We start from the raw sequence: 25,073 nt of genomic DNA on the forward strand, positions 1-25,073 counted from the left end.
AAGCAGCATTGTAGGCACTAATTTTGCTCCAGGTGCAACGCTTGCACCTCCCGTGGGGTTAGGTCCTAGCGTCGTCGGCATGAGCGGGAACGAACGTCGGTGGAGCGTCGGCGAGCTGGCCAGGGCGACCGGGCTGACCGTGCGGACACTGCACCACTACGACGAGATCGGCCTGGTCAAGCCAGGCGAGCGCACCTCATCCGGGCACCGCCGCTACACCGACGCCGACGTGCGGCGGCTGTACCGGGTCCGGGCGCTGCGCTCCCTCGGGCTCGGTCTCGACGCCATCGCCGAGTCCCTGGCCGCCCCGGACACCCGGGACGCGCTGCGGCAGGTGCTGGCCAGCCAACTCGACCACCTCGACCGCGAGGCGCGCCGGACGCGCGACCTCCGCGTCCAGGTGCGGTCCCTGCTCGAACGAGTGACCTCGGCGGAGGGGATCGAGGTCATGAGCCTATTGGAGACAATGCAGATGATCGAGGACTACTACACGCCCGAACAGTTGGATTACCTCGCCAAACGGCGCGAGGAACTCGGGGAGGACGCCATCAAGGAGGTGGAGCGGGCCTGGCCGGAAGTGATCGCCGCGATGACCGCCCACCAACAGGCGGACACCCCAGTGGATGACCCGCAGGTGCAGGCGGTGACGCGCCGCTGGATCGAACTGAGCGAGGCGTTCACCGGCGGCGACCCCGGAATCCGCGACGCGGTGACCAGGATGTGGACCGAACAGGGCGACAAGCTCAACCAGCGGCACGACATGTGCATGTCGCCGGAGCTGTTCGAGTATGTCAACCGCGCCATGGCCGCCGTCAACGAAGGCCGATCTCCTCAGTGAGGTCGGCCAGCATCGCCTCGAACAGCGGCGCGGCGTCGGCGACGGGCATCGGCAACTGGCCGAACACCTCCAGCGCCACCTGCCCGTAGAGCCGCACCCAGAACCGCAACATCGCGAACGCGGTGCCGACACCGAGCCGGTTCTCCGGCACGTCCAGCCCGTTGCGGGCCATGTTGGCGAGCAGGTCGAGCCGGAACGCGGCCAGGTCGGCGCGCAGGGCCTCGGGGACAGCCGAATCCGGCTGCGTCGCCCACGGGCCGCTGGCCAACACGCGCCCGGCGACGGTCAGGAAGATCCGGCCGAACGAGCCGCGGGCGAGATGCTGGTTGCTGGCGTGCCCGGACGGCGAGGCGAAAACCAGGGTGAACTCCTGCGGGTGCGCCAGCGCCCACCGGCGGAACCCGCGGCAGACGGCGAGCACCTGGCCGAGGTGGTCGGACTCGGGCACCTCGGCCAGGCCGTCCGCGAGATACACGGCCAAATCGACGCACACATCGGCGCGCAAGTGCTCGACCAGGTCTTCCCGGGAGGCGTAATAGCGGTAAAGCGCGGGCGCAGTGATCCCCAACTCCCTGGCGATCGCCCGCAACGTCACCGCCTGCGGACCGTCGCTCACGAGCAGTGCCCGCGCCTGCCGACGAATCTCCCGATCGGTGTCCGTACGGCCACGTTCGCGTCGAATGGCCTGACCCATGTGGCGCTCCGTGCTCGTGGTGACCCGACGACCGTAGCCGCCCGTCACCGGACCGCGCCACCGACGCCGATCGCTCGGGGGGCTACACGACCGGCGCCGGTGACACGGAAAACCGGCCGAAGCCGGCACCCGACGCGGACCTACGGCCCCCGCCGGGGGTTCAACCCGCGCCCAGATCACAGACGCGTGACAACAACACTGACGCACAGTGTCGCACTCCGGATCCACACAACTACCCATTTGTTCACACATGCGCACGTTCGCAATCGGCAACGCCCCCTGACTAGGGTCAATCCCGTGACACTGCTCGTGCTCGGCTCCGCCAACGCGGACCTCGTGATCGAAGTCGCCCGACGACCACTCGCAGGAGAAACCGTCCTCGGCTCGGACACCCGCATCCTCCCCGGCGGCAAAGGAGCGAACACCGCCGTCGCCGCCGCTCGCCTCGGCGCGGCCGTGTCGTTCCTCGGCGCGGTGGGGCAGGATGGGTACGGGGACCTGCTGCTGGACTCCCTGCGGTCGGCGGGGGTGTCGGTGGACCGGGTGCGGCGGGTTGATCGGCCTACTGGGCTTGCTTATATCGCGGTGACACCGGACGGGGAAAACTCGATCGTGGTGTCGCCTGGGGCTAATGCGGCGTTGGTGCCTTCGGATGTGGTTTTGGGGGACGCGTCGGTGTTGGTGGCGTCGCTGGAAGTGCCGCTGCCGGTTGTGGAACACGCGGTCGCGGAGGCCGAACGCGCCGGAGTGCGGGTGGTGCTGAACCTGTCACCGGTCGCGGACCTGTCACCCGCGACCATGGCCGCACTGGACCCCTTGGTAGTCAACGAACACGAGGCCGCCGCCTTGGGAGACGCACTGCTGAGCGCCCGCAGCACAGTGATCACCCTGGGAGCACGCGGCGCCCTGGTGACCACCCCAGACGGCTCGACAGAGGTCCCCGCCCCTCACGTCACCCCCGTCGACACAACCGGCGCAGGCGACGCCTTCACCGGAGCCCTAGCAGCAGGTTTGGCGGAAGGCGCCGACCTGGTGACAGCAGCCCAGCGCGCAGTCCAAGTCGCCGCATTCTCCGTAACCCGCCCCGGCGCACAGCCGTCCTACCCCACCTTGGCCGACCTACCCCCGAAACCGTGACCCACACTGCTCGCACCCCGCCGCACGCACACCGCCCGCCCACCGGCCAACCCCAAGAAGCCCCCGCTTCCTCGCCCCAACCGCGAAACTGAGCGACCACGCCTCACTCACGCGCGCGACAACAAACCCCACCCATCCCGGGGGGCCGCCCCGCTCCAGTCTATCGGCCATGGGGGCAATTGGAAGGGGCGGCGAAAACCTGTGGATAACTCAGGGGAATGTGGATAACTGTCTGCGAAAGTCGCAGCATTCCGTGTATGGGGCTCTGATGTGCCCGAAGGTTGCCTCCGCGACGTGCGCTGCATTAGGGGCGGTCAGACAGCTTCGAGAACCCCGAGCAGTAACGGCGAACAGAACAGCCCCGCGCGCGGGGAAGACACCCACACAGTGTCCGTTGCCCCCGGCGGCATGGGAACAGCCCCGCGTGCGCGGGGAAGACCGGCCCCGGGCACCGTTTCCCGTGCGCGGGGCGGGAACAGCCCCGCGTGCGCGGGGAAGACACTTATTGACCTGCGGGTTCGTGAACCGGAACGGTGTTTTGAATTCACTTTAGTCGAGCTTGGAGCTTGCGGGCGGTCGGTCGATGCTCGCCAGGTGTGAGGTCGGTGGGTTCCCGCTGGCTGCGGGGTCGTGGCGGCAGGTGCGGGGTGCCGACGTGCCGAAGGCGGCCTTCGGGACAGAGACTGTTTCGAAAGCCGCCTTCGCACGGGGGTCACAAGACGATGTTGACCAGCCGGCCGGGGACCACGATGATCTTCTTCGGGGTGCCGTCGCCAACCAGCGCGGCCACCTTTTCCTCAGCCAGGGCCGCTGCCTTGACCTCGTCCTGACCGGCCGCCGCGGGCACGGTGATTCGGCCGCGGACCTTGCCGTTGACCTGGATCGGGTACTCCACCGAGTCCTCGACCAGGTAGCGCTCGTCGGCCTTCGGGAAGGGGCCGTGGGCCAGGGACTCCGCGCCGCCCAGTTTCGACCACAGTTCCTCGGCGATGTGCGGGCACAGGGGGGCCAGCATCTGGACCATGGCCTCGGCGACCACCCTCGGGGCGCCGCCGGGGAAGGTCTTGGTGACGTGGTTGTTCAGTTCGATCAGCTTCGCGCCCGCCGTGTTGTAGCGCAGGTTCGCGTAGTCCTCGTGGACACCGGCGATGGCCTTGTGCAGCGCGCGCAGAGTCGCCTCGTCCGGGGTGGTGTCGGTTACTCGGGGGTCGCCGGTTTCCTCGTCGATCAGGTTGCGCCACAGGCGTTGCAGGAAACGCTGGGCTCCGACGACGTCCTTGGTGGCCCAGGGGCGGGAGACGTCCATGGGGCCCATCGACATCTCATACAGGCGGAAGGTGTCGGCGCCGTAGGCCGCGCACATCTCGTCGGGGGTGACGACGTTGCGCAGGCTCTTGCCCATCTTCCCGTACTCCTGCTTGACCTGGCGGTCGCCGTGGAAGTACTTGCCGTCGCGCTCGACCACCTCGGACGCCTCGACGTAGACGCCGCGTTCGTCGGTGTAGGCGTACGCCTGGATCATGCCCTGGTTGTACAGCCGCCGGTACGGCTCCTCGGCGGTCACGTCGCCCAGGTCGAACAGGACCTTCTGCCAGAACCGGGCATACAGCAGGTGCAGGACCGCATGCTCGACGCCGCCGATGTACAGGTCGACGCCGCCGGGGTCGCCGGGGGACTGGGGGCCCAGCCAGTAGCGCTCGTTCTCCGGCTCGCAGAAGCGCTGGTCGTCGGTGGGGTCGACGTAGCGCATCTGGTACCAGCAGGAACCCGCCCAGTTGGGCATGGTGTTGGTGTCACGACGGTAGGTCTTGCGGCCCTGGCCCAGGTCCAGTTCGACCTCCACCCAGTCCGTCGCCCGGGACAGCGGCGGCGACGGCTCGGTGTCGGCGGCCTCCGGGTCGTAGGTCTTGGGGGAGTAGTCGTCCACGTCGGGCAGCTCGACCGGCAGCATGGACTCCGGCAGCGCGACGGGGGTGCCGTCCTCGTCGTAGACGATGGGGAACGGCTCGCCCCAGTAGCGCTGGCGGGAGAACAGCCAGTCACGCAGCTTGTACTGGATGGTGCCGTGGCCGTGGCCGTTCTCCTCCAGCCAGGCGATCATCGTCTTCTTGGCCTCGTCCACCCCCAGGCCGTCCAGGAGACCCGAGTTGACCGCCGGGCCGTCGCCGGTGAACGCCTCGCCGTCGAAACCCTCGGGGGGCGCGACCGTGCGGATGATCGGCAGGCCAAAGGCGGTGGCGAAATCCCAGTCGCGCTGGTCCTGGCCGGGGACGGCCATGATCGCGCCGGTGCCGTAGCCCATCAGCACGTAGTCGGCGACGAAAACCGGGATGCTCGCGCCGTTGACCGGGTTCGTCGCGTAGGCGCCGGTGAAGACGCCGGTCTTCTCCTTGTTCTCCTGGCGGTCCAGGTCGGACTTCATCGACGCGGCCCGCCGGTACGCGGCGATCGCCGCGCCGGGGGTCTCCGCGCCCGTCGTCCACCGGGCGTCAACGCCTGCGGGCCACTCGGCGGCGGCGATGGCGTCGACCAGCGGGTGCTCCGGGGCCAGCACCATGTACGTCGCGCCGAACAGCGTGTCCGGGCGGGTGGTGAAGACCTCGATAGCGCTGTCGGCGACCGGGAAACTCACCCGCGCGCCGTGCGAACGGCCGATCCAGTTGCGCTGCATCGCCTTGACCTTGTCCGGCCACTCCAGCCGGTCCAGGTCATCAATCAGGCGGTCGGCGTAGGCGGTGATGCGCATCATCCACTGGCGCAGATTCCGCCGGAACACCGGGAAGTTGCCGCGCTCACTGCGGCCGTCGGCGGTGACCTCTTCGTTGGACACGACCGTGCCCAGCCCGGGAACCCAGTTCACCGGCGCGTCGGACAGGTACACCAGCCGGTAGTCGTTCAGCACCGCCTGCTGCTCGGCGTGGGTCAGCTCGCACCAGCCGCGGCCGTCCGGGGTGGCGCGCTTGCCCTGGGCGAACTCGGCCTCCAGCTCCGCGATCGGGCGCGCCTTGCCCGCCTTCTCGTCGTACCAGGAGTGGAAGATGCGCAGGAAAATCCACTGCGTCCACCGGTAGTACGCCGGGTCCATGGTGGCGATGCGGCGGCGCTCGTCGTGGCCCAGGCCCAGCCTGCGGATCTGCCGCAGGTAGGTCTGGATGTTGTCCTCGGTGGTCTTGCGCGGGTGCTGCCCGGTCTGCACGGCGTACTGCTCGGCGGGCAGGCCGAACGCGTCGAAGCCCATCGTGTGCAGGACGTTGCGGCCGTTCATGCGGTGGTAGCGGGCGAACACGTCGGTGCCGATGAACCCCAGCGGGTGCCCCACGTGCAGCCCCGCCCCGGACGGGTACGGGAACATGTCCTGCACGAACAGCTTGTCCTCGGGCACCGCGCCCGCCAGCGGCCCCACCGGGTTCGGCGCGTGGTAGGTGCCGGTGCTGTCCCAGTGCTCCTGCCAGCGCTGCTCGATCCGCCCGGCCAGCTCAGCGGTGTAGCGGTAGCTCGGCGCCGACTCGGCGGTGGCGTCGCTCATCGGGGGTTCCTTCCACGCATAAGTCCTGCTCCCGGTGGGGAAAAACGAAAACCCCCCAGCCCGAGGGCATGGAGGGTTGCCGCGCTTACCGATCTGCCGGCTAGCGCGGCCGACCAAGGAGCAGGCGGGCCGTGCTCATGCCCAAGAGGATAGCGCACGCCTTCCACCCCGTTTCGGCCGTGCTGGGCAGGCGCGTCGCCCACTATCCTGACGGGCATGGCCTCACCTGCCGTTCCGCTGCCGCCGGACCGCACCCCGGTCCCGCAGGCCGACCCCGTGGCGATCCGCGCGTGCCTGACACCCACGCTGCGCGCGGAGTTCGACGCGGAATGGGACCTGGTGATGGATCAGGCCAGGCGCGACCGGGACCTCGGGCCGGTGACGTCGCTGCTGCGGAAGTGGCGGCACATCGCCCACCGGGAGATGGCCGACCCCGGGTCGCACTTCCGGCTGCTGGCGAAGGCCGAAGCCATCCAGCGCACGGGGGCGAACCCGGACGCGGTTCCCGTCGAGGACATGCACGCCCTCATCCGCCAACGCCTGGGACGGTAGATGTACCGCGTTGTCCCCGACAGCGCGACGATGCACCAGGTGGCCGCCCTGCCCGACGAAGCCCTTCAGGGCTACGCGGACGTGCTGGCGGCGCTGGAGATCGCGCCCTGGAACGGCCACCCTCAGCACCCGGCGAACCCGGACGGCGCGGTGCGGCACTGGCTTTTCGGCCCCGGCGGCGCGGGCCAGGTCGTCTACCTCATCCTCGATGAGCAGCGCGAGGTGCACATTCTGCTCGTCCAGTGGCTCTAGAGGCGCACGGCCAGGGCGATGAGTTGGGTCACCTGGCTCGCGGCGAAGTTGTCGTCGCTGATCAGCAGGAGGGTGCGGGGGTGGCCGGGGCGGGAGGGGGCCCAGGTCATGCCCTCGATGTTGTCGACGGTGGACAGGCCGAGGTCGGCCAGGTCGGCGATCAAGCGTTTGCGGACCGGCTTGACCTGCGACGACAGGTCGCGGTCGGCGATGTTGGTCGCGCCTGCGGTGTCGATCTCGAAGAGGCGCACCTTGTTGCCGACGCCGGTCACGAAGGAGCGCTCGACCACCAGGTACTTGGTGCCGCGCACGGCCAGGATCGCGGTGACGCCGGTCGAGGCGAAGGCGCCCGGGGGCACGGCGGCGGCGAACAGCGGCTCCTGCGGGTAGGCGTACTGCGCGACCTGGGTTCCGGTGCGGGTCTGGACGCTGATCCGGGACAGCGCGCCGTGCTCGGTGGTGGGCTCGGGACCGTCCTGGAGCAGGGGGCCTTCGACGGCGGTGACGACTAGGGCGCCACCTGCGGCGTAGGTCAGGCCCTCCAGGGCGAGGTTCTGGCGCGGTCCCCGCTCGGGGGTCATCCGCAGGTTCTCCGGCAGCGGCAGCTCCCCGGCGAACGTGCCGTCGCGGTGGGCGGTGCGCACGGACGGGTCGAGCAGCACCGGTGGGCGGCGTTCGCCCTCCTGGCTCCACGTGTAGTCGCCGGTCCACGGGTCGACGCGGATGTCTTCCGGGTCGACGGTTCCGCGCGGGTAGGTGGCGCCGTCCGGGGTGCGCAGCGGGTGGGTGGCGGTGAACTCGACGGGGCCGAGGCTGTCGCTGGTGACGGGGATGCGCGCGGTGTAGAACCGGGCGGGCTGGCGGTCGGAGCGGTCGTCGCTGATCAGGACGTACTCGCCGGTCCGGGGGTCCCGGTCGATGCCGGACAGGCCGCCGACGGTCGTGCCGTCGAAGGTCAACCCGCGCGGCACGATCTGCTCGCCGATCAGCCGGACCTTCGGCGCGGCGGTGGCGGGGGGCGCCAGCAGGCCGGTAGTGACGGCGGCGGCGCACAGGGCGGCTAAGACTCGTCCGGACATGACGGTGAGCACACCGTAAGAGGGTGTCCGCCGAGTGACAGTTGAGCGACCTCTTACCATCGACTCGTGAACCTCGTGCCGCTCGCGCCCCTGGTGGCGGGACTTCCGCTGCTCGTCATCGGTTTCCTCGGCCTGACCGAGCGGCTGCCGCGCAACCGGTTCGGCGGTGTCCGCACGGCGGCGACACTGCGCAGCGACGAGGCGTTTCGGGTGGGCAACAAGGTCGCCGGGCTGCCGACCGCGGTCGCGGGCCTGGTCGGGGTGCTCGGCGCGGTCGCCGGATTCCTGGTGACCGGCACCGCGGGCGTGCTGACCGTGTCGGTGATCGCCCTGCTGGGCCTGCTCGGCATCACCCTGGCCGCGGGCGTCCTGGGCGACCGGGCCGCACGCGCCGTCCCGGAACCCGCCCCCGAACTCCCCGCGGGCTGCGCGGGCTGCCAGTGCGGCGCGGGCGGCTGCGGAGCCCTCACCAAAACCGCTTAGGCCGGGGTCGTCTCCACGCTGGTCAGAGCGCGACAGTCACCCGTCTTCGTTGAGCCGCTCGCCGGAAGTCGCGCTTCCAAGCCACACCAGTGGCGCGTGTGCGTTGCGGCTCGTTTGCCAGAGTCTCAGTAGCCGCTGTCCCGATCGAAAGAAGACGAACCAGGCTAAGTCGGCTAGTCTGGAGCTTGCATGAATGCAAGTCTCACTCATGGATGGGAGGCAGAATGACCACTCAAGCGATCGAGGACGAAGTCCGCGAGGTTCGCAAGACGGTGGATCCCCTCCTGCCCGCACGTGACTTCACGAAGCCGGGTCCGCGCCCCATGTCGCTGGCGGACGCCATGAACAAGATCAACGTTGAGTACAGCGAAGCGATCGAACTGCTTGGCAAGCTCTGATCAGTCCGCCGGATAGGCTCTTCCGGTGTCCGACTGGGTCTATCTCACAGCAGATGAGCTGATCACTGCGTCACGTCCACACGGTGTTGGCCCAGTTCGGGACCGGGGCGGGCTGGAGGCGTGTGCAGCCTCACCCGCACAGGCGTTCGGCGGAAACGATCTGTATCCCGAAATCTCGGACAAAGCCGCGATAGTCGCCTTCAACCTTGCCAAGACGTACCACCCTTTCGTTGACGGCAACAAACGGGCGGCAGCCATTGCGTTGTTGGCTACCTGCTACCTCAACAGCTTCGTCCCGATGCTCACCCCGCCCGAGGTTGTCGCTGTGATCATGCTCGTAGCCGAGGGCGACATGAGCAACCATGACTTGGCTGCTTATCTGCGCGTACGGATGACATAGACGTGTAGCGGCATGGCCGCGCCCCATGTCGCGCGGCGTCTCCTGTGCTCGGTGGCCGGGCTAGTTCTGCTTGACGTCGCCCGGGTGGGTGGCCAGCAGGGCCAGTGGCATCCCCTGGCGCCGGAGGACTCGGCCCCACAGGTCTTCCTCGGCTGGGGCCAGCACGTCGCTGGGGAGGGCGGGGACCACGATCCAGTCGCCGCGGTCGATTTCGCCCGCTAGTTGGCCGGTGTCCCAGCCCGCGTAGCCCGCGAAGACGCGCATGCCGCGGAACTTGGGGGCCAGGGCGTCGGGGTCGGCGTCGAGGTCGACCAGGGCTACTGGGCCGCGGACCGCGACTAGGCCTCGAACACCGTCCACCTCGACGCCGGTGCGCATGGCGGCGAGGCACAGCGCCGTCTTCTGTTCGACCGGGCCGCCGACGAAGACTGAGCCCGGTTGGGTGACGTGTGGGCCCCAGTTCGGTAAGACGTCGTCCACTGGGACGTCGCTGGGGCGGTTGAGGACGACCCCGAGCGTGCCTTCGCCGCGGTGGTCGATCACGTAGACCACCGTGCGGCGGAAGTTGTTGTCGAGCAGGCTGGGCGCCGCTACCAGCAGCGTCCCGGGCTCGACGGCTACGTCGGACGGCACACCGCACATGATCCCATCCGGACCGTCCGCGCTGGGATCCAACCGGGTGAGTTGGGGAACAACGGGCATGCCTCGCTCGTTGGACCGTGCGGTTGGCGCCACTGTGTCCCCCGGGCTCAACTAGAACCGCCTTCGTGGAATACCGCTCGGCTGGAGCCACGTCGCGCAACCCGCCGTGAGGCGACCGGGCGCCTGCCAGGATGGGCGGCCCCTTCGGGGGCCGCTCATTCCTTTTGCCGCGCCGCCGTAGGCTGACCAGTCGTGAGCACGGCCGGCACGGCTAGCAGGAACAGCGAGCACGAAGCGCACCACGCGCGGATCGGCGCCCGGGCGCTGCTGGCGATCCCCGGTTTCCGCCGACTCCTGTTCAGCCGGTTCGCCGCGCAGTGGGGCGACGGCCTCTTCCAGGCTGGTCTCGCGGGCGCGGTGCTGTTCAACCCCGAGCGGGAGGCCGATCCGCTGGCCATCGCCGCCGGGTTCACGGCGCTGCTGCTGCCGTACTCGATCGTCGGGCCGTTCGCCGGGGCGTTGTTGGACCGGTGGGACCGGCGGCGGGTGCTGGTGGCCGCCAATTTGCTGCGCGGTGCGCTGGTGGCCGTCGCCGCTGTCGCCGTGGTGTTGGGCGCGGCGGGGCCGACGCTGTTCACGCTGGCGCTGGTGGTGATCGGGATCAGCCGATTCGTCGGGTCGGGGCTCTCGGCCGCGCTGCCGCATGTGGTGCCCACCCGCAACCTCGTGGAGGCGAACGCGCTGGCCACGACGCTGGGCTCGGTCGTGGCCGTGCTCGGCGCCGGGTGCGCGATGGGGCTGCGATCGGTGTTCGGCGACCACGACCTCGGCTCCGGCCTGACCACCTCGTTCGCCGTGCTCGGCTCGGTCGGCGCGGCGTGGCTGGCGGTGCGGTTCGCCCGTGGGGCGCTGGGCCCGGACGAGGTGGACGAGCCGAGCCAGACCGTGGTGGCCATCGCCCTCGGCCTGGTCGACGGCGGGCGGGCGGCGGTGCGCACGCCGACGGTGTTGGCCGGGTTCGTGGCGCTGCTGGCGCACCGGGCCGCGTTCGGGGTGGCGCTGCTGCTGGCGGTGCTGCTGATGCGCTTCCGGTTCGACGCCGGGCTGGCCGGGCTGGGCGAGGTCGCCGGGATGTTCGGGATCGGGACGCTGGTCGCCGGGGTGGCGACGGCCCGGATCGTGGCTCGCTTCGGCAGGCGGCGCACGGTCGGCGCGGCGCTGGCGCTGGGCGGGGTCGCGATCGTGGGCGGCGGGCTGCCGCTGACCATGCCGACGATCCTGGCCGCGGCGCTGCTGATCTCGTTCGCCGGGCAGGTCGTGAAGCTGTGCGTGGACGCCGCCGTGCAGCGCGACATCGGCGACGAGGTCCGCGGCCGGGTGTTCGCCCTCTACGACACGCTGTTCAACGTGACCCAGGTGGTGTCGGTGGCGCTGGCGGCGCTGGTCGTCGCGCCGGACGGGGCGTCACGCGGTCTGGTCGTCGCCGCCGGGCTCAGCTACGTCGTCGGCCTCGGCGGGTTCGCCCTGGTCACCCGCCGGAACCCCTAGGCCCTGCTCCCGCGCCCACTCGTGCAGCGCGGCGACGGCCTCGTCGTGCTCCAGCGGGCCGCGGTCGAGCCGCAGTTCCTTGAGGAACGCCCACGCCTTGCCGACCAGCGGGCCCGGCGGCAGGCCGAGCAGCCGCATGATCTCGTTGCCGTCGAGGTCGGGCCGCACCTTGGCCAGGTCCTCCTCGGCGGCGATGCGGGCGATGCGCTCTTCGAGGCCGTCGTAGGTGCGTTGCAGCGCGTTGGCCTTGCGCCGGTTGCGGGTGGTGCAGTCGGCGCGGACCAGTTTGTGCAGCCGGGGCAGCAGGTCGCCCGCGTCGGTCACGTAGCGGCGGACGGCCGAGTCGGTCCACTCGCCCTTGCCGTAGCCGTGGAAGCGCAGGTGCAGGAACACCAGCTTGGCGACGTCCTCGGTGATCTCCTTCGAGTACCGCAGCGCCCGCAAGCGCTTGCGGGCCATTTTGGCTCCCACGACTTCGTGGTGGTGGAAGCTCACCCCGCCGCCGGGGATGTGCCTGCGGGTGTCCGGCTTGCCGATGTCGTGCAGCAGCGCGGCCAGCCGCAGCACCAGGTCCGGCTCCGCGCCGTCCTCCAGGGCGATCGCCTGGTCGAGCACGACCAGCGAGTGCTCGTAGACGTCCTTGTGCTGGTGGTGCTCGTCGATCTCCAGGCGCATCGCGGGCAGCTCGGGCAGCACGTGCGCGGCCAGGCCGCTGTCGACCAGCAGCTCGACGCCCCGGCGCGCGTGCGCCCCGCAGACCAGCTTGCTCAGCTCGGCCTGCACCCGCTCCGGAGTGATCCGGGTGATCTCGGCGCTCATCTCGGCCAGCGCGTCGAGCACGCGCGGCGCGGCGGTGAAGCCGAGCTGGCTGACGAACCGGGCGGCGCGCAGCATCCGCAGCGGGTCGTCGGCGAAGGACTCCTGCGGGGTGGCCGGGGTGTCGAGCCGCTTCTCGGCCAGCGCGCCCAGGCCGTCGTGCGGGTCGATGAAGACCTTTGTCGACAAGTCGATGGCCATCGCGTTGACCGTGAAGTCGCGGCGGACCAGGTCTTCCTCGATCGAGTCGCCGAAGCGCACCTCGGGATTGCGGCTGACCCGGTCGTAGGCGTCGGAGCGGAACGTGGTGATCTCGCAGGTGTTGCCCTGCTTGGTCGCGCCGACCGTGCCGAAGGCGATCCCGGTGTCCCAGACGGCTTCCGCCCAGCCGGTCACGAGCTTCATGACCTGCTCGGGGCGGGCGTCGGTGGTGAAGTCGAGATCGTTGCCGAGCCTGCCCAGCATGGCGTCGCGGACGCTGCCGCCGACGAGGTAGAGCCGGTGACCGGCGCGGGCGAACCGGCCTGCCAGGTCATCGGCGACGGGGGACATCCGCAGCAGTTCCACCACCGCGTTCTGGGCTGCCGACGTTCGAGACACGATGGACGAGCGTATCTGGCCGCTTTCGGGGTAAGTCGCACGCCCGCCCCTACTGGGCCGATCGCACTACCATCGCGGACATGCCGTCGTCGTCCGGAAGGTCAAGAGGCGCCCGCACCGGGCGCCGCTTCCGGCGACGGGGCCGCAAGCTCACCACGGTTGACGAGACCTCGGCCGGTGGGGTCGTGGTCGACCCGGAGAACGCCACCGTCGCCCTGATCGGCAGGCTCGACCGGCGCGGGCGGCTGCTGTGGTCGCTGCCCAAGGGGCACATCGAGCCGGGGGAGACCCCGGAGCAGACCGCCGTGCGCGAGGTCGCCGAGGAGACCGGCATCGACGGCGAGGTGATCCGCCCGCTGGGCACCATCGACTACTGGTTCATCGCGGAGGGCACGCGGCGCATCCACAAGACCGTCCACCACTTCCTGTTGCTCGCTCACTCGTTCGAGTTGTCCGACGAAGACCTTGAGGTGACCGAGGTGGCCTGGGTCGCGCTGGACGAGCTGGACGACCGGCTGGCCTATGCCGACGAGCGCCGTCTGGTCCGCAAGGCGCGCCAACTACTCTCCGAGCATCCGCTCTCACCCGATCCGGTCGAGCGGGACCTACCCGAAGTCGGACGGGCCTGACCCGATGGCTGGAGAGAAGCCGTGATCACTCGACTGCGCCGCGCCGGATTCGCGGGATTGGCCGCGGTGTTCGTCATCCTGGGCATGCCCGTCGCAGCAGCACACGCCGCAGCAGCACACGCCGCAGCAGCACACACCGCAGCAGCACACACCGCCGCGGCACACGCCGCCGAAGCGGGCCGCCTGCGGGTCGACCTGGACGAGCTGTCCCCCCGGGTGGTCGATGCGGCCACCCAGACGGTCACCGTCACCGGGAAGATCACCAACACCGGCGACCGCAGAGTCGAGCGGATCGACGTGCGGCTCCAGCGCGGCGACGTCATCGGCGCCGAGACCGACCTGCGCAAGGCCCTGGGCGACCCGCAGGGGACCGACGCGGTGAACCGGCCCGAGGTCAGCTCGGCGTTCCAGCCGGTGACCGAAGTGCTGGAGCCAAACCAGAGCGCCGGGTTCAGCATCACCGTCCCGCTCAACGCGGACAAGGGCGCGCTGCGGCTGGACAAGCCGGGCATCTACCCGCTGGTCGTCAACTTCAACGGCGTGCCCGACTTCGGCCGCACCGAGCGGGTCGGCGCGCTGAGCACGCTGCTGCCGGTGCTGTCGGCCCCCGGCGGCGGCGCGATCACCCCGCCCGCGGAGCCGACCCGGCTGAGCGTGCTGTGGCCGCTGATCGATGAGCGCCCGCGCCGGGTGCAGACCCCGATCGACGGCAGCCCCACGGTCTTCACCGACGACGGGCTCGCCGCGTCGCTGTCCAACGGCCGGTTGTTCGGCCTGGTCGACGCCGTGCGGACGGCGGCGGCGGCGAACGTGACGATGCTGCGGTCGCTGTGCTTCGTGGTCGACCCCGACCTGCTCGACAGCGTGCGGGCCATGACCCAGGGCTACGTGGTGCGCGGGGTCGACGGCACGGTCAGCGAGGGCAGGGGCGGGCGCACCGCGCAGCTGTGGCTCGACCGGGTGCAGGAGCTGACCCGCGGCCAGTGCGTGATCGCGCTGCCCTACGCCGACGCCGACCTGGCCGCGCTGTCCCGCGCCGGGCTCACCGACCTGCAGAACCTGGCGCTGGCCTCGGCCGAGACCGTCGAGGAGACGCTGGGCGCGAAGCCGCTCGCTGGCGCGGTCTGGCCCGATGGCGGCTCGCTCGACGGCGGCACCCTCGCCGATCTCGCTGGCGCCCGCCCGACAACCGTCATCGCCGACGCCACCCGGGTCCGCGGGGTGCAGGGCAACGCGCCCTACAAGCTGGGCGACAACCTGCGCGTGCTGCCGTACGACCAGCTCGTCGCGTCCTCGCTGGCGCCGCGGGTGGCGGTGGACGACGCCGGGGTGAAGACGTCGTCGTTGCAGAACGGGCTCGCCACCCTGGTCTTCCGGGGCGGCTTCCAGTCTGTTCCCGGCCAGTCCGTGCTGGTCGCCCCGCCGCGCCGGTGGCACGCCTCCGCGCACGACCTGGCCGTGTTCCTGCGGACCGTGCAGTCGCTGGAGACCTCCGGCTTCATCCGGCCGCTGGGGTTGCAGGGGCTCGCCGACGGCTCGGAGCAGGGCACCGCGACCGGCCTGGACTACGGCGCGCAGGACAGCGCGGCCGAGATCCCGGCCCCGGTCACCGGCGAGGTGGCCCGCGTCGACGCCGTGCAGCGGGAGCTGGTCGACAGCGTGCTGTTCGAGGACGCCACCCGCAAGATCACCCCCACGGCGCTGATCGAGCCGTACCGCTACGGCTTGGTCCGGGCCGCGTCGACGGCCTGGCGCGGGCAGCCGGACAAGGCCGAGCGCGCCGCGCTGGAGGTGTCCCGGCAGCTCACCGACCTGCTGTCGCAGGTGTCGGTCAACGACCCGGGCCTGCCGCTGTCGCTGGCGTCGAAGGACAGCCCGCTGCCGGTGTTCATCACCAACAACCTGCCGGTGACGGTCCGGGCGAAGATCAACGTCGGCAACACCCCCGGACTGCGGCCAGACGAGATCGCCCTGGTCCGCATCCCGGCCAAGTCCGCGGTCCCGCGCTACCTGCCCGCCGAGGTCACCCGGTCCGGCCGGTTCACCGTGAGCGTGTGGCTCAGCACCGACAACGGCACCCCGCTGGGCAGGACCTCCCGGATGGAACTCAACTCCACCTCTTACGGCACCATCACCATCGCGGTCACCAGCACGGCGGCTGGCGCGTTGGTGCTTTTGGTGGGGTTGCGACTGTTCCGCAGGATCCGCGCGGCCCGGCGCAAGAGCGCCGCCGCGGCGGGCGACCTCTGACCCGCGAAAGCGCTTGCGGAATGAGCACACCGACATGACCACACCGAGGACGGCCACCGTGGAGCAGGGCGCACCCAAACGAGAGGTGCCCTCGTTGGCCCGCGCGAGCGGATCGATGGCGGTCGCCACGCTGGTCAGCCGGATCTCCGGGTTCGGCTGGAAGGTGATGCTGGCCTGGCTGGTCGGCATCAACGTGGTCAGCGACTCGTTCACCCTGGCCAACACCCTCCCGAACATCATCTTCGAGCTGCTGCTCGGCGGGGTGCTCGCCAGCATCGTCGTCCCGCTGCTGGTCCGCTCGCAGAGCGACGAAGACGGCGGCGCGGAGTACACGAACCGGCTGCTCACCGTCGGCATGACGGGCCTGGCCGTCGGCACGGTCGTCGCGATCGCCGCCGCCCCGCTGTTCACCACCCTCTACGTGGACGACTCGACCGGCCAGGCCAACCCGGCGCTGGTCACCGCCTTCGCCTATCTGCTGCTGCCGGAGATCCTCTTCTACGGCCTGTTCGCCCTGCTCTCGGCGATCCTGCAAGCCCGGCACGTGTTCGGGCCGACAGCGTGGGCGCCGGTGGTGAACAACCTGGTCATCATGGCGACCCTGGTGGTCTACGCCCTGGTCCCCGGCGACATCTCGCTCGACCCGGTGCGGATGGGCGACGCGAAGCTGCTGGTGCTCGGCATCGGCACCACCCTGGGCATCGTGGTGCAGTCGGCGATGCTGGTGCCCGCGCTGCGCGGCATCGACTTCACGTTCCGCTGGACCTGGGGCATCGACGCGCGGCTGCGCGAGTTCGGCGGCCTGGCGCTGTGGATCCTCGGCTACGTCCTGATCAGCCAGATCGGCATGGTGATCACCCAGCGGGTCCTCACCGCGGCGGCCAACGGCGGCGTGTCCATCTACAGCAACGCGTGGCTGCTGTTCCAGCTCCCGTACGGGGTGATCGGCGTCTCGCTGCTGACCGCGATCATGCCGAGGATGAGCAAGGCCGCCGCGGACGGCGACAACAAGGGCCTCATCGACAACCTGTCGACCGGCAGCAGGCTCACCGCGGTGATGCTGGTGCCGATCAGCGCGGTGCTGACCATCGCGGGCCCGGCGATCGGCCTTGCGCTGTTCAACGCGGGCGAGACCGGCCCCGCCGAAGCGCAGCGGCTGGGCACCGCGCTGGCGTTCTCCGCGTTCGGCCTGCTGCCCTACGCGCTGGTGATGCTCCAGCTCCGGGTGTTCTACGCGATGAAGGACTCGCGCACCCCGACGCTGATCATGGTCGTGATGACCGCCGTGAAGATCCCGCTGATGTACATGTGCGGCGCGGTGGTGCGCCCCGATCAGGTGGTCGTCGGCGTGATGTTGGTCAATTCGCTGACCTTCGTCGTCGGCGCGGTCCTCGGCCAGATGTGGCTGTGGGTCCGGCTGGGCAACCTGCGCAGCAAGAAGATCGTCAAGGTGATCGCCATGAGCGTGGTCGCTGGCGCGGCGGGAGTGCTCGCGGCCTGGCTGGTCACCCGCCTTGTGCTGCCAGAAGGCGCGCATTCGCGGGGCACGGGCTGGGTCGCGCTGATCGTGCAGACCGTCGTCGCCGGGGTGGTCTCCTTCGGTGTCCTCGCCGCGCTGCGGGTGCCCGAGCTCAAGCCCGCGACGAGCCGAATCACCCGTCTGGTGCGCCGAGGCTGAGTTCGTTCATCAGCGATCCACGCCGGTTCTCACGTACGCTCGTCGCGAGGCGTCAGGCGGGAGAGAGACCGGGTGACCACACGGCGGACCGAGTACCCCATCGGCGAGGAAGCGGCTGGCATCCGGGCCAGAAACGGCTTCCTCGTCCCCGGTGGCGTGGTCGGCGACGGCCGCTACCGGCTGCTGGCCCAGGCCGGTGTCGTCGGCCGCCGGGGCAACGCCCGGCTGTGGCGGGCCCAGGACGGCCAGCTCCGCCGCGAGGTCGCCCTCACCCTGCTGACCGGCTCGCCGGGTGACGCCCGCGACGTCGAAGGCGTGCGCCGCACCCTGGAGCGCGCGACGCACGCCGCGCAGATCGTGCACCCCGGCAACAGCCGCGTCCTCGACGTGCTCAGCCTCGGCAGCGGCATCGCCCCCGAAGAGGGCCTGCTCGGCATGGTCGTGGCCGACTGGGCCTCGGGCAGCGACATCATCGACGTGATCGCCGAGCACCCGCTGCCGCCCGCGACGGCGGCCCGGCTGCTGCTGCCGCTGGCCTCCGCGGTGGAGTCGGCGCACCAGATCGGCCTCGTCCTCGGCGTCGACCACCCGCAGCGGGCCCGGATCACCACCGACGGCAGGCTCCAGATGGCCTTCCCCGGGCCGCAGCCGGACGCGACGCTGCAAGACGACGTGCGCGGGCTCGGCGCGATCCTGTACCTGCTGCTCACCGGGCGCTGGCCGCTGGCCCCGGTCGAGGGCATCCCGGCGGCGCCGATCGGCCCGGACGGCGTGGTCGTCGCGCCCCGCGCGCTGTTCCCCTACATCCCGCACGAGCTGTCCGCCGCCGCGGTCCACAGCCTCTCCGAGCACCCGACCGGCGGCATCCGCACCAGCTCCGCCCTGGTCCAGGCGCTGGAGCGGGTCGACGTGGACGAGGACGTGACCCAGCGCATCGACGCGGTCATGGACTCCGACGAAGAAGACGACGGCCTGGTGTGGACGACGCGGCGGCCAAGCAACGACGCGGCGAAGCGGCGCAAGCTCGCCATCGGCGTGACCACGCTGGCCGTGGCGACCGTCGCCGTGCTGGCCTGGCTGGGGATGCAGTTGATCAGCTTCTTCGGCGACCCGCCGCCCGGGGTCGGCCCGACCGCGGTGGCGACCGCGCCGGGCAACGCCGGGAGCACCAACCAGAACACCCCGCCGCCCCAGCCCGGCGTCCCGATCAAGCCCGCGGGCGTGCAGGTCTACAACATCAAGGGCACCGCGGACAACCCGCGCCGGGCCAACCGCGCCTTCGACGACAACCCGCAGACGACGTGGAAGACCGACAAGTACGAGCGGCCGTTCCCGGCGCTCAAGCCGGGCGTGGGGATCATGGCCTCGTTCGCCGAGCCGGTCGTGTTCCTCGACGTGCTGATCGACTCGCCGTCCGAGGGCACCGTGGTCGAGATCCGCACCGCGCCGTCGGAGAAGCCCGGCCTGGACGAGACCAAGGTCATCGGCAAGGCCACGCTGGCGGCTGGCCAGACCCGGCTCCAGCTCGACCACGCCGAGCCAAGCCAGCACATGCTGATCTGGGTGACGACCCTCGGCGAGGGCAACGTCTCCGAGATCGGCGAGATCGGCTTCGTCCGCGCGAGGTAGTAGATATGTGCTGGTCCGAGGGGGGTACGGCGGCTAGGAGAGGACCGCTACCCTGTCCGGGTGACCGCCGCTGCCAGTTCGGACGCCGCCCTCATCGCGGCGCACGCCGCGGGAGACCCGCGCGCCTTCGCCGAGCTCGTGCGCAGGCATCGGGACCGGATGTGGGCGGTGGCGCTGCGCACTCTCCGTGACCCCGAAGAGGCCTCGGACGCGCTGCAAGAGGCCTTCATCTCGGCGTTCCGCGCGGCGGGCTCGTTCCGCGCGGAGTCGCAGGTGACCACGTGGCTGCACCGGATCGTGGTGAACGCCTGCCTCGACCGGGTGCGCCGCCGCCAGGCCCGGCCGACCGTGCCGCTGCCCGAGGCAGGCCCAGGCGAGCCGGTCACGCCGCGTGACGCCATGTCCGACCGGGAGACCAGGTTGGTGGTGCAGACCGCGCTGAACGAACTGTCCGAAGAGCAGCGCGTCCCGATCGTGCTGGTCGACGTCGAAGGCTATTCGGTGGCCGAGACCGCCAAGCTGCTCGGCATCGCCGAAGGCACGGTGAAAAGCCGGTGCGCGCGAGGCCGGGCCAAACTCGCGAAAGTTCTCGGACATCTGCGGAACCCCGATGCAGATGCGAACGTCCCAGGTGGCGCTGTTGCAGAAGGAAACGCGGCACTGAGAAACGCGCCACTGGGGCGTCACCGGGAGGGACGATGACAGACGAGGTTCGCGGCGGTGGGCCAAGTGGGCCCCCGTGGTCTGTCGACCTGCTCGCCGACCTGCACGCGGGCGTCCTCGACCCGGAGCGGAGCGCGCGGCTGTGGGCCCAGGTCGACGCCGACCCCGACGCCAGGGCGGTCGTCGACGCGTTGGAATCGGTGCGAGTCGGCCTCGGCGACCTCCGGGAGGCGCCCGCGCCGCCGATGCCCGCCCGGTTCGCCGCGAGCCTGGACGCCGCGCTCGACGCCGAGGCCCGGCGCGCGTTCGGCGGCGGCGTCGCCGTCCAGCAGCACTCAGGACCCCCGGCGCAACCCGCCCCGCAAACGTTTGCCGCCCCGGTTGTCGACCTGGCCGAGGCCCGACGCAAGCGCGGCAAGCGCGCCGCGTGGGGCGTCGGCCTGCTGACCGCCGCTGCCGCGGCCGTCGCGGTGACCGTCGCGGTCGTCCCGGGCCCCCAGCAGACCACCGGCGGCGTCGCCGCCCCCGTTCCCTCAGCCTCCGCGCCGGGCGCCGCCGCCGACCAGGCACCGCTCGCGGTCACCCGCGACGGCGTCAGCGCCGCGGCCAAAGCGATCGGCGACAGCAAGGACTACGGCCCGCTGGGCGACGAGGCCGGGCTGGACAAGTGCGTCGCGGCCAACGGGTACGACGTGGCGAAGTCGCAGACGGTCGGCGTGCGGCCGGTCACCCTCGACGGCAAGCCCGGCGTGATGGCCCTGCTGTTCACCGGTGTCGCGGGCCAACTGCGCGTCCTGGTCGTCGCCCCGGACTGCACCCAGCTGTTCACCGACACCATCGGCCGCTGACCCCATTCGGCGCACAGCGGGGCCCGCCGTTCGGCCGGTCCCGCCCACGCGTTTTCGCCGGGTGCTGGCCATCACCGCGAACAGCAGGAACAACCGCCGCCTACGATCGCGTTGACACTCACGTGACCGGGCCCCGCGAGCGCTCGGCGAAGGTCGATGGAGGGGCAATGCCTGCGGAAGCGGACCACATCCGAAACGTGATCATCATCGGTTCGGGACCGGCGGGGTACACCGCAGCCGTCTACGCCGCGCGCGCCCAGCTCGACCCGCTGGTGTTCGAGGGCTCCCAGTTCGGCGGCGCGCTGATGACCACGACCGAGGTCGAGAACTTCCCCGGCTTCCGCGACGGCATCATGGGCCCCGACCTGATGGAGCAGATGCGCGCCCAGGCCGAGCGCTTCGGCGCCGAGCTCCGCCCGGAGGACGTCGAGTCCGTCGAGCTGACCGGCCCGGTGAAGTACGTGCACGCCAACGGCGTCCGGTACGCGGCCAAGGCCGTGATCCTCGCGATGGGCGCGGCGGCCCGCTACCTCAACGTGCCCGGCGAGCAGGAGCTGCTCGGCCGAGGCGTGTCCGCCTGCGCGACCTGCGACGGCTTCTTCTTCCGCGACCAGGACATCGCCGTCCTCGGCGGCGGCGACTCGGCGATGGAGGAAGCCACCTTCCTCACCCGCTTCGCCCGGTCGGTCACGATCATCCACCGCCGCGAGGAGTTCCGGGCGTCGAAGATCATGCTGGAGCGGGCGCGGGCCAACGAGAAGATCCGCTGGCAGCTCAACTCCGAAGTCACCGAAGTCTTGGGCGACACCACGGTCACCGGCCTGAAGCTGCGGGACACGGTCACCGGCGACACCTCGGTCCTCGACGTCACCGGCTTCTTCGTCGCCATCGGCCACGACCCGCGCAGCGCGCTCGTCACCGGCCAGGTTGACGTGGACGACGAAGGCTACGTAGTCACCCGCGGCCAGAGCACCTACACCAACATCGACGGCGTGTTCGCCGCCGGTGACCTGGTCGACCACACCTACCGGCAGGCCATCACCGCTGCGGGCTCCGGCTGCGCGGCGGCGATCGACGCCGAGCGCTGGCTCGCCGAGCACGGCGAGTCGACCGAAGCCGAGATCGCCCCCGAACTCGTCGGCGGCGGCTACGGCGCCGTCAACTGATCCGCACCATCCCGACGCCACAGGAGAGAAGATGGCAGGCAACACCGTCACCGTCACCGACAGCTCGTTCGCGGACGACGTTCTGACCAGCGACAAGCCCGTGATCGTGGACTTCTGGGCGACCTGGTGCGGGCCGTGCCGGATGGTCGCCCCGGTGCTGGAGGAGATCGCGGGCGCGCACAAAGACAAGATCACCGTCGCGAAGGTCGACATCGACAAGAACCCGGGCGTCGCCCGCGACTACCAGATCCTGTCCATCCCGACGATGGTCGTCTTCAAGGGCGGCAAGCCGGTGAAGACCATCGTCGGCGCCAAGCCGAAGGCCACCCTCCTCAAGGATCTTGAGGACTACCTGGCCTGAGCCCGCCCGAGCGGGCAACCCGCACCCGGGGTCTTCGCGTCTCATTGACGACGCGAGGGCCCCGGTTTGCGTATGCGTGACGCAGCAGCCACCCTGCGATTGTTGGGAAGTCCGACAGGGCACAATGGTGAGCTGTCAGGATCCGCATCGGTGGAAACCGGTGCACGAGTCGAGAGCGAGGGTGCATGCGGGTACTCCGCCGCGGCGATGGGGGGCCTGCCGTAGCCGAGGTTCGGTCCACGCTCACCGCGTTGGGCCTGATGCCTCCGGCACAGGGCGTCCTTGAGTCCGGTCAGTTCGACCAGGGCATGGAGAACGCCGTGCGCACCTTCCAGCAGCAACGCGGGCTGATCACCGACGGCCTCATCGGCCCGGCGACCTACCGCGCGCTGCGGGACGCCACCCACCAACTCGGCGGCAGGCCGCTGGCGTACATGGTGTCCGCGCCGATCACCGGCGACGACGTCGTCACGCTGCAAGAGCGCCTGCTCGAACTCGGCTACGATGCGGGCCGCCCCAACGGCGTGTTCGGCGCGCAGACCGAGGCCGCGCTACGCAACTTCCAGCGCGACTACGGGCTGACCATCGACGGCATCTGCGGCCCGGAAACCGTCCGCGCCCTGCGCCAACTGTCCCCCCGCGCCCGCGGCGGCCGACCGGTGCTGCTGCGCGAACAGGAACGCGTGCGCCGCTCCGGCCCCCGCCTGCGCGGCAAGCGCATCGTCATCGACCCCGGCCACGGCGGCTCCGACCTCGGTGTCTCGGTGCGCGGCGTCAACGAGTCCGACCTGATGTGGGACCTGGCGAGCAGGCTCGAAGGCCGAATGGTCGCCACCGGCATGGAAGCCCTGCTCTCCCGCGGCCGCGACCAGTGCCCCGACGAGGCCGACCGCGCCCAGTTCGCCAACGAAGCGGGCGCCGACCTGGTGCTGTCCCTGCACTGCGACGCCAACCGCTCCCCCTACGCCCAGGGCGTGGCCAGCTTCCACTTCGGCACCGGCAACGGCGCCTGGTCCACCCTCGGCGAAGCGATGGCAGGCCTGATCCAGCGCGAACTGGCCATGCGCACCGGCCTGCGGGACTGCGGCGCACACCCCAAGACCTGGGAGATGCTGCGCCTGACCCGCTGCACCGCGGTCCGCATCGAGATCGGCTACCTGACCAACGACGACGACCGCCGACGCCTGTCCGACCCCGCGTTCCGGGACATCGTCGCGGAGGGCATCGTCGTCGCCGTGAAACGCCTCTACCTACTCGGCGAGAACGACCAGCCGACTGGGAGTTTCACCTTCGCCGATGTGCTCGCGCACGAGCTCGCTAAGGCTGAGTGAGCGCTCGCTGGGTTGTGGGGTTGCTCGATGGGGTGGAGTGGTTTCTTTGGGGCCCCTACGAAGGAAGATCCCGTCGTGGGAAAGACGGGTGGGGAGCCTTCGGCCCCACGACCACGGCAAGTTTAGGGACCTTCCTTCACCCCCAAAGAAACCACTCCACCCCATCGAGCACTGGGCGAGCGTAGGTGCGGCTTCGTGGGGGGCAGGTTCGCTTGTGCTCCTTGGCCCATCGAGCACTGGGCGAGCCTGCGCGCGGGGGGCGGGTTCGCTGCTCGGGTCCGCACCACCGAGCACCTGGCAGGCTCGGTTCGGCCTGGCAGAGGGCTCGGGTGTGCTGTTCCGCTCCCACCGGGCACCTGGCAGGGAGAGTACGGCTGGCAGGAACGTGGGTCCGCTGGTCCGTTCTCACCGGGCACCTGCAACTTTGGGTGCGGTCGGTAGGAACGTGGGTCCACCGTCCCACGCCCACGGGCACCTGACCGATCAGGCTTTGGCTGGGTAGGCGCGCCGTTCCGCTCCCACCAGCACCGGCAGGTCGGGCACAGCCCGGCACACAAGCGGTCGCCGCTCCACCACCACAAGCATTCGGCGGGTTCGGGTTCGGGTTCGGCTTGGTTGGCAGGCGCACAAGCCACCACCCACGCCCTCAACCGATCTTCATTCGCCGCCCCACCCCCACACAACAAACCCCACCCACCCTGGGGGCCGGGCCCTGCTCCATCCTATCGCCGCAGGTCAGCGCGGTAAAGAGGGTGCGGTTTGCCTGTGGATAACTCGCGATCATGAACGGCCCGGGGGAGCTCAGGCAGCACTTGGTGGGGCTGTGGCTCGGTTGGCTGGTGGGTGGTCAGCGCTGGAGAACCGGGCTTGCGGTGCTGACCGAGACCGTGCCTAGCAGGCGTTCCAAGGCAGCCTCGACGTCTTCCTTCCAGGTGATGCCGGTGCGCAGTTCTAGGCGCAGGCGGGGCCACCTGGGGTGGGGGCGGACGGTTTTGAAGCCGACGCTGGTCAGGAAGTCGGCGGGGACGACGCAGGAGCGGTCCTCGTCGGGTTTGGCGTCGCCAAAGGCTTCGATGGCCTTGACGCCGCGTCGGGTTAGGTCCTTGGCGACCGCTTGCACCAGCATGCGGCCCAGGCCGCCTTCGCGGAACTCGGGGAGGACGTGGAAACCGGTGAGCACGACCGCGTCGGCGCTGACCGGGGACGTTGGGAACGCCGACGCGCGGGGGACGGCGTTCGGTGGGGCGTAGAGGACGAACCCGACGGGAAGTTTGTCGCTGTAGACCACCCGGCCGCAGGAGCCCCAGTCCAGCAGCACGCTGGAAACCCACGCTTCCTTTTCCAGCTCGGTGGTGCCGAACTCCTCCGCCTGCTCCTTCAGATGCGGCGCCAACTCCCAGTACACGCATCCGCGGCAGTGCTTCGGAAGGTGTTCCAGGTTGTCCAGCGTAACGCCGACAACGCGTCGCGACACCCAACCTCCCGTGCCTCGCGGGCCTGTCGCGCGCCCGCAGGGGAGGACGGCGAGTTACGCAACCCAGAATAGGACGATG

Annotated in this window: 23 protein-coding genes; 17 read left to right on the forward strand and 6 right to left on the reverse strand. The window is 70.5% G+C overall.

The window, feature by feature from the left end; all coding sequences use genetic code 11:
* The first annotated feature begins 79 nt into the window (after window positions 1-79).
* Window positions 80-838 (forward strand): MerR family transcriptional regulator, encoded by a 759-nt coding sequence (locus ACZ6SD_RS02320; protein WP_465315069.1) that lies wholly within the window; start codon window positions 80-82, stop codon window positions 836-838.
* Here the strand turns inward: ACZ6SD_RS02320 and ACZ6SD_RS02325 are convergent.
* Window positions 813-1,532, reverse strand: coding sequence for a TetR/AcrR family transcriptional regulator (locus tag ACZ6SD_RS02325; RefSeq protein WP_465315070.1), 720 nt, complete (start codon window positions 1,530-1,532; stop codon window positions 813-815). The genes ACZ6SD_RS02320 and ACZ6SD_RS02325 overlap by 26 nt on opposite strands.
* Window positions 1,533-1,835: 303 nt before the next feature.
* On the opposite strand from ACZ6SD_RS02325, the gene ACZ6SD_RS02330 reads away from it, so the two are divergent.
* Window positions 1,836-2,669, forward strand: coding sequence for a ribokinase (locus tag ACZ6SD_RS02330; protein WP_465315242.1), 834 nt, complete (start codon window positions 1,836-1,838; stop codon window positions 2,667-2,669).
* Between the two features lie 712 nt (window positions 2,670-3,381).
* On the opposite strand, the gene leuS is transcribed toward ACZ6SD_RS02330, so the two are convergent.
* A complete protein-coding gene (gene leuS, locus ACZ6SD_RS02335; RefSeq protein WP_465315071.1) occupies window positions 3,382-6,195 on the reverse strand; it encodes a leucine--tRNA ligase in 2,814 nt (937 codons plus the stop codon).
* A 216-nt stretch (window positions 6,196-6,411) separates the two neighbouring features.
* Between leuS and ACZ6SD_RS02340 the strand changes: the two genes are divergently transcribed.
* Together ACZ6SD_RS02340 and ACZ6SD_RS02345 are read left to right on the forward strand one after the other, a co-directional pair.
* Window positions 6,412-6,747 carry a DUF6247 family protein gene (locus ACZ6SD_RS02340; protein WP_465315072.1) on the forward strand — a complete coding sequence of 112 codons (336 nt, stop codon included), beginning with the start codon at window positions 6,412-6,414 and terminating at the stop codon, window positions 6,745-6,747.
* A complete protein-coding gene (locus ACZ6SD_RS02345; protein WP_465315073.1) occupies window positions 6,748-6,999 on the forward strand; it encodes a hypothetical protein in 252 nt (83 codons plus the stop codon).
* On the opposite strand, the gene ACZ6SD_RS02350 is transcribed toward ACZ6SD_RS02345, so the two are convergent.
* Entirely contained in the window at window positions 6,996-8,078 is a 1,083-nt protein-coding gene (locus ACZ6SD_RS02350) for an esterase-like activity of phytase family protein (RefSeq protein WP_465315074.1), read from the reverse strand. The genes ACZ6SD_RS02345 and ACZ6SD_RS02350 overlap by 4 nt on opposite strands.
* Before the next feature lie 66 nt (window positions 8,079-8,144).
* Between ACZ6SD_RS02350 and ACZ6SD_RS02355 the strand changes: the two genes are divergently transcribed.
* From ACZ6SD_RS02355 to ACZ6SD_RS02365, 3 genes are all read left to right on the forward strand, one after another.
* Complete coding sequence (locus ACZ6SD_RS02355) at window positions 8,145-8,561, forward strand: SdpI family protein (protein ID WP_465315075.1); 417 nt, start codon at window positions 8,145-8,147, stop codon at window positions 8,559-8,561.
* Between the two features lie 224 nt (window positions 8,562-8,785).
* Complete coding sequence (locus tag ACZ6SD_RS02360; protein WP_465315076.1) at window positions 8,786-8,959, forward strand: hypothetical protein; 174 nt, start codon at window positions 8,786-8,788, stop codon at window positions 8,957-8,959.
* Between the two features lie 25 nt (window positions 8,960-8,984).
* The gene (locus ACZ6SD_RS02365) at window positions 8,985-9,359 is read left to right on the forward strand and encodes a type II toxin-antitoxin system death-on-curing family toxin (RefSeq protein WP_465315077.1); all 375 of its coding nucleotides are present in this window, start codon (window positions 8,985-8,987) and stop codon (window positions 9,357-9,359) included.
* A 60-nt stretch (window positions 9,360-9,419) separates the two neighbouring features.
* On the opposite strand, the gene ACZ6SD_RS02370 is transcribed toward ACZ6SD_RS02365, so the two are convergent.
* Window positions 9,420-10,001, reverse strand: a complete 582-nt coding sequence (locus ACZ6SD_RS02370; protein WP_465315243.1) for a YqgE/AlgH family protein — start codon at window positions 9,999-10,001, stop codon at window positions 9,420-9,422.
* Window positions 10,002-10,253: 252 nt separating this feature from the next.
* Between ACZ6SD_RS02370 and ACZ6SD_RS02375 the strand changes: the two genes are divergently transcribed.
* Window positions 10,254-11,549: an MFS transporter gene (locus ACZ6SD_RS02375; protein ID WP_465315078.1), complete on the forward strand. Its 1,296-nt coding sequence runs from the start codon at window positions 10,254-10,256 to the stop codon at window positions 11,547-11,549.
* Here the strand turns inward: ACZ6SD_RS02375 and ACZ6SD_RS02380 are convergent.
* A complete protein-coding gene (locus ACZ6SD_RS02380) occupies window positions 11,466-12,965 on the reverse strand; it encodes a CCA tRNA nucleotidyltransferase (protein WP_465315079.1) in 1,500 nt (499 codons plus the stop codon). The two genes, ACZ6SD_RS02375 and ACZ6SD_RS02380, sit on opposite strands and share 84 nt — an antisense overlap.
* A gap of 80 nt (window positions 12,966-13,045) precedes the next feature.
* Between ACZ6SD_RS02380 and ACZ6SD_RS02385 the strand changes: the two genes are divergently transcribed.
* From ACZ6SD_RS02385 to ACZ6SD_RS02425, 9 genes are all read left to right on the forward strand, one after another.
* Window positions 13,046-13,594 (forward strand): NUDIX hydrolase, encoded by a 549-nt coding sequence (locus tag ACZ6SD_RS02385; protein ID WP_465315080.1) that lies wholly within the window; start codon window positions 13,046-13,048, stop codon window positions 13,592-13,594.
* A 21-nt stretch (window positions 13,595-13,615) separates the two neighbouring features.
* Window positions 13,616-15,844, forward strand: a complete 2,229-nt coding sequence (locus ACZ6SD_RS02390; RefSeq protein ID WP_465315081.1) for a DUF6049 family protein — start codon at window positions 13,616-13,618, stop codon at window positions 15,842-15,844.
* Between the two features lie 34 nt (window positions 15,845-15,878).
* Window positions 15,879-17,522, forward strand: a complete 1,644-nt coding sequence (gene murJ, locus ACZ6SD_RS02395; RefSeq protein WP_465315082.1) for a murein biosynthesis integral membrane protein MurJ — start codon at window positions 15,879-15,881, stop codon at window positions 17,520-17,522.
* A gap of 72 nt (window positions 17,523-17,594) precedes the next feature.
* Window positions 17,595-19,151, forward strand: a complete 1,557-nt coding sequence (locus ACZ6SD_RS02400; protein WP_465315083.1) for a protein kinase family protein — start codon at window positions 17,595-17,597, stop codon at window positions 19,149-19,151.
* A 60-nt stretch (window positions 19,152-19,211) separates the two neighbouring features.
* Window positions 19,212-19,853: an RNA polymerase sigma factor SigM gene (gene sigM, locus ACZ6SD_RS02405; RefSeq protein WP_465315084.1), complete on the forward strand. Its 642-nt coding sequence runs from the start codon at window positions 19,212-19,214 to the stop codon at window positions 19,851-19,853.
* Window positions 19,850-20,662 carry an anti-sigma factor gene (locus ACZ6SD_RS02410; RefSeq protein ID WP_465315085.1) on the forward strand — a complete coding sequence of 271 codons (813 nt, stop codon included), beginning with the start codon at window positions 19,850-19,852 and terminating at the stop codon, window positions 20,660-20,662. The genes sigM and ACZ6SD_RS02410 overlap by 4 nt, the downstream gene beginning before the upstream one ends.
* 167 nt (window positions 20,663-20,829) lie before the next feature.
* Window positions 20,830-21,828 (forward strand): thioredoxin-disulfide reductase, encoded by a 999-nt coding sequence (trxB, locus tag ACZ6SD_RS02415; protein WP_465315086.1) that lies wholly within the window; start codon window positions 20,830-20,832, stop codon window positions 21,826-21,828.
* A 31-nt stretch (window positions 21,829-21,859) separates the two neighbouring features.
* Complete coding sequence (gene trxA, locus ACZ6SD_RS02420) at window positions 21,860-22,189, forward strand: thioredoxin (protein ID WP_465315087.1); 330 nt, start codon at window positions 21,860-21,862, stop codon at window positions 22,187-22,189.
* 185 nt (window positions 22,190-22,374) lie between these two features.
* Window positions 22,375-23,520: an N-acetylmuramoyl-L-alanine amidase gene (locus tag ACZ6SD_RS02425; RefSeq protein ID WP_465315088.1), complete on the forward strand. Its 1,146-nt coding sequence runs from the start codon at window positions 22,375-22,377 to the stop codon at window positions 23,518-23,520.
* Between the two features lie 847 nt (window positions 23,521-24,367).
* Here the strand turns inward: ACZ6SD_RS02425 and ACZ6SD_RS02430 are convergent.
* Complete coding sequence (locus ACZ6SD_RS02430; protein WP_465315089.1) at window positions 24,368-24,994, reverse strand: GNAT family N-acetyltransferase; 627 nt, start codon at window positions 24,992-24,994, stop codon at window positions 24,368-24,370.
* Between the last annotated feature and the right edge of the window lie 79 nt (window positions 24,995-25,073).

This window comes from Actinokineospora sp. NPDC051303, assembly GCF_055586285.1.

What these genes read in the sequence shown, in the direction of transcription:
- ACZ6SD_RS02360 (WP_465315076.1), top strand. Translation starts at nt 8,786, where the DNA reads ATGACCACTCAAGCGATCGAGGACGAAGTCCGCGAGGTTCGCAAGACG.
- ACZ6SD_RS02350 (WP_465315074.1), bottom strand. Translation starts at nt 8,078, where the DNA reads ATGTCCGGACGAGTCTTAGCCGCCCTGTGCGCCGCCGCCGTCACTACC.
- ACZ6SD_RS02410 (WP_465315085.1), top strand. Translation starts at nt 19,850, where the DNA reads ATGACAGACGAGGTTCGCGGCGGTGGGCCAAGTGGGCCCCCGTGGTCT.
- ACZ6SD_RS02325 (WP_465315070.1), bottom strand. Translation starts at nt 1,532, where the DNA reads ATGGGTCAGGCCATTCGACGCGAACGTGGCCGTACGGACACCGATCGG.
- trxB (WP_465315086.1), top strand. Translation starts at nt 20,830, where the DNA reads ATGCCTGCGGAAGCGGACCACATCCGAAACGTGATCATCATCGGTTCG.
- murJ (WP_465315082.1), top strand. Translation starts at nt 15,879, where the DNA reads ATGACCACACCGAGGACGGCCACCGTGGAGCAGGGCGCACCCAAACGA.
- ACZ6SD_RS02340 (WP_465315072.1), top strand. Translation starts at nt 6,412, where the DNA reads ATGGCCTCACCTGCCGTTCCGCTGCCGCCGGACCGCACCCCGGTCCCG.
- ACZ6SD_RS02345 (WP_465315073.1), top strand. Translation starts at nt 6,748, where the DNA reads ATGTACCGCGTTGTCCCCGACAGCGCGACGATGCACCAGGTGGCCGCC.
- ACZ6SD_RS02370 (WP_465315243.1), bottom strand. Translation starts at nt 10,001, where the DNA reads ATGTGCGGTGTGCCGTCCGACGTAGCCGTCGAGCCCGGGACGCTGCTG.
- ACZ6SD_RS02320 (WP_465315069.1), top strand. Translation starts at nt 80, where the DNA reads ATGAGCGGGAACGAACGTCGGTGGAGCGTCGGCGAGCTGGCCAGGGCG.
- trxA (WP_465315087.1), top strand. Translation starts at nt 21,860, where the DNA reads ATGGCAGGCAACACCGTCACCGTCACCGACAGCTCGTTCGCGGACGAC.
- ACZ6SD_RS02425 (WP_465315088.1), top strand. Translation starts at nt 22,375, where the DNA reads ATGCGGGTACTCCGCCGCGGCGATGGGGGGCCTGCCGTAGCCGAGGTT.
- ACZ6SD_RS02385 (WP_465315080.1), top strand. Translation starts at nt 13,046, where the DNA reads ATGCCGTCGTCGTCCGGAAGGTCAAGAGGCGCCCGCACCGGGCGCCGC.
- leuS (WP_465315071.1), bottom strand. Translation starts at nt 6,195, where the DNA reads ATGAGCGACGCCACCGCCGAGTCGGCGCCGAGCTACCGCTACACCGCT.